Source organism: Neisseria oralis (assembly GCF_045062685.1).
Lineage (GTDB): Bacteria > Pseudomonadota > Gammaproteobacteria > Burkholderiales > Neisseriaceae > Neisseria > Neisseria oralis.
The window spans coordinates 1-238 of record NZ_JBJGEB010000112.1 but is presented as its reverse complement, the minus strand read 5'-3'; the positions used below and the strand labels follow the sequence as shown (position 1 = coordinate 238).

Sequence of the window (238 nt, the reverse complement as noted above, 5' to 3'; positions counted from 1 at the left end):
ACCCTGCCCGCGCGGATTTGCGGCGTAACGGCCTCACCGAAAAGCGTGATTCCCCCCTGCCCTGTTTGCCCGATTAAGGCCCGCAGCAAAGTAGATTTGCCCGCACCATTCGGGCCAATAATGACAGTCATGCCCGAAGGTATATTCAGTTGATCGATTTCAAGCAGGGTTTTGTCTTGGACGCGGACGGAAAGATTACAGATTTGAAATAAGGTGTGCATGGCAAAAGATATGGGGC

At 52.5% G+C, this 238-nt stretch carries 1 protein-coding gene; it reads right to left on the bottom strand.

What is annotated here, in order from left to right; translation table 11 throughout:
* The coding region (locus tag ACI43T_RS12275) for an ATP-binding cassette domain-containing protein (protein ID WP_405387407.1) at window positions 1–221 on the bottom strand (221 nt) is incomplete at its 3' end.
* Window positions 222–238: the final 17 nt, after the last annotated feature.